Source organism: Microcystis sp. M53598_WE2, assembly GCF_030067735.1.
GTDB lineage: Bacteria > Cyanobacteriota > Cyanobacteriia > Cyanobacteriales > Microcystaceae > Microcystis > Microcystis aeruginosa.
Genome location: NZ_JASJFE010000849.1, coordinates 1 through 2,786, shown reverse-complemented (window position 1 = coordinate 2,786; position 2,786 = coordinate 1). Strand labels below are relative to the sequence as shown.

The window sequence follows — 2,786 nt, the reverse complement described above, 5'->3', positions numbered from 1 at the left end:
TGCTGAAAAAGTTTTTCGTGGGGGCAGGGTGTGGGGTGTGGGGTGTGGGGTGTAGGGTTTTACCGATTTTCATCTGGTCAATTACCTAATTTTCAGGGAAAAAGTGCCTAAATTTCCCCCCCCGATCACCCCAAGGTCTGGCACTTTTTGATGGGGAAAAAGTCTAAAATTACTATCCAACAAGGTTTTTAGATTTATTCAGCAAACCCTAAGTAGTTGTCATCTCCAATGTCTGAGGTGGGGAAGACAGGGTTAATCTTCCACCACTCCAGTCAAATCCTCCTAACGTCGGCCGCGTCTGCTGCTGCCGAAACCACTGCGACTAGGGGTACGACGGGAACCGGAGGAACCGAAACTAGGAGAACGTTTGACATTATCAGATTTACCCGAATTCTTCAGGGTACTGGAACCATAACCAGAACCACTGGGTTTTGTGGTGGTGGTGGTGCTGCGATTGGGACTAGAGGAAGTATTACTGGGATAACGACGTAAATTGCCGGTAGAACGGAGAGTTTGCCGATTTTTGACCGCCGGAGGTGGACTATTATGTTTAGTCCGGTATTGATCTACTGCCTGATTATAGGTGGAACCGTAACCACCAAAACCGGTCATCACACCTCCCGGAGTATAAAGGGGAGGAACGTAATATTGAGGACGAAAGAGCAAACTACCCAAAGCTTGACCAGCAACAGCACCGAAAAAAGGACTCCAAAAACTCGATTCTTGTCGAATCACCACGGTTTCCTGTTGTCCGGTTTGGGGATTGTTCCGCACTTCCGTGACATTATGGACATACTCAATTTTAAAATCTTCGGTCATGTACAGGGTAGCCTGATCACCGTTGATTTCTACTGCGGTTTTTTCCCCTTTAGCAATGTCCTCCTCGGTTAATCTAGCCATTTGCAGGTTAGTGGTGCGAAAGAGGGGAGAAGTCCCCCCAGGGGTGTTTAACAGCATTAAGGTATAAGTGCCATCTCCGTCATCGTAGGTAGCTTGTTGCACCTCGTAGCGACCGCTACTAACCTGATTGGATTCTCGTCTTACACTACTGTTACTAGCTGACGGTGACTGAGTTTCATTTGACGACGAACCACAGGCCACCGTTGTGCAACAAAGGGTAAGAATTAAAAGGATTGTCGTTACTTGGCGCAGCATAAGGGCAAAATTAAGACTATAAAGGCAGTAATTCGGGGAAATTGAGTAATAGTTGCTCATTGGTCAATTCATCTCCCAATTGAGCAGGAGAAAAATGTACCTGAATCGCACGCAGCCGACCTTGGTAGTGAAGGTTAATTATTGATTTTAAACCATCTTCTAGGGCTTCTCGATCGGCTAGGCTAGTTTCTAAAGCAGCACTCTCACCCTCGAAGGCTATTGTGATCATAACAACTAAGTTATCGGTGACGGGTAAAGTTAAGGGTTCGTTTTCCCCCAACTGTGAAGACACCGATTCACTTAGGTATCTGGCCGCGGAATCGGTAAACAGTTCGTTAACGTAGTCTCCCGCTTCCCCCTCATTCCAAAAAACATCGCCCTCATTAGCTATAGAAAACCAATAGAGGTTCATCTGCAGCAGATTTTGACAAATTTCTACTAAACCCTCTCCCATGACCTCTAAATCGCCTTCGGAATCGATCGCCTCCCGGCCGGTACGATTAAGGATACCGATCAGGGGTGCGACTTCTTGTCCGTAGAGATGCAAAAATAAGCGACAGACCACATAGCGAGTTTTTCCCGCAAATTTCTTGAAGCGATCGCCTAAAGAACTCATAATCTATCCAGTGATAAAGTAAACAGCCAAAAAAGCCCTCAGCTTTTATTTATTTTGCCATTTTCTAGGCCCCTATGCCCTGATCCCTTGCCAACAGTCTATAATGATTGCCATGCCGAAGCAACCAGTAAGGGCTTCTCTTTCCAAGCTAATGTTTCCAGACATTGCAGTTCAAATCCTGCTCGTGACAACCTCTGTTCCCATTGTTGATAACGTTCATGTCTCTCAAACCTTTTCTCGTCGCTATGACCCAGTATATTTTTAATTTCTCGACCAAAAAAACTCTGTTCTATGATAGAAAGTATGTGTTGATCTTTAATATGCTCACTTAAGGCATTAAATACTGTCATGTAGTGAGCCATTGCTTCAATAATTGTTGAAGACACTGACATATTATTATGATCAGAATCGGGTTCAACAAGGGTAAACAAATCAGGTTTCAAATCTGCAATTTTTTCAATTACAGATTGTCGTCCACTGTTGGAAAAGATTTCGGGCAAAATATGATGAAGTGCCAAGGAAGCATTAACCACAAGAAACTCGGATTCTTCCTTAATAAACTTAGAAAAGTCAGTATTCTCGATCGCCTCAAGAATGGGAATAAAGTTGATATGAGTACCTCTGAATTTTTCTGTCAGTTTATTAAATGTATTTTTGTTGTTTGAAGTTGGTAGATCAACTCCAATCAGAGTAATTTGAGTCGAAACATTCTTCAAAAAAGCTTGCCACTGACGACCAGAGCCGATGCCAAGATCAATAATTTTAATCTTTTCGTAATTTCTCGGATAATTATTGATACATTTTGCTACAAAATTATAGCCAAAGTTGACAAAAGGGACTTTTTCACAGAATTGCTCAAAAGCCTCCAGCATCTCATTCTCCGAATAAAGATTTCCCGACTCTTCTTTTGAGCCATCAATAGCATCTAAGAATATATCAAAAAAATGAGCCAGGTATGCTTCTTCTTCTGCACAAAGCCTATTTCTGAGAAGTTGTTTTATCTTTTGCAGGGAGC

The 2,786-nt window shown here is 43.0% G+C and carries 3 protein-coding genes; all 3 read right to left on the bottom strand.

Annotated elements, in window-relative coordinates:
- Nucleotides 1-282 precede the first annotated feature (282 nt).
- On the bottom strand, nucleotides 283-1,215 hold the full coding sequence (locus PX636_RS17155; RefSeq protein ID WP_002796387.1) for a hypothetical protein: 933 nt from the start codon (nucleotides 1,213-1,215) through the stop codon (nucleotides 283-285).
- Nucleotides 1,172-1,771 carry a DUF1517 domain-containing protein gene (locus PX636_RS17150; protein WP_002796384.1) on the bottom strand — a complete coding sequence of 200 codons (600 nt, stop codon included), beginning with the start codon at nucleotides 1,769-1,771 and terminating at the stop codon, nucleotides 1,172-1,174. Before PX636_RS17150 ends, PX636_RS17155 begins: the two co-directional genes overlap by 44 nt.
- Before the next feature lie 98 nt (nucleotides 1,772-1,869).
- Nucleotides 1,870-2,786, bottom strand: a 917-nt coding sequence (locus PX636_RS17145) for a GRAS family protein (protein ID WP_288118006.1), incomplete at its 5' end; no start/stop codon positions are given.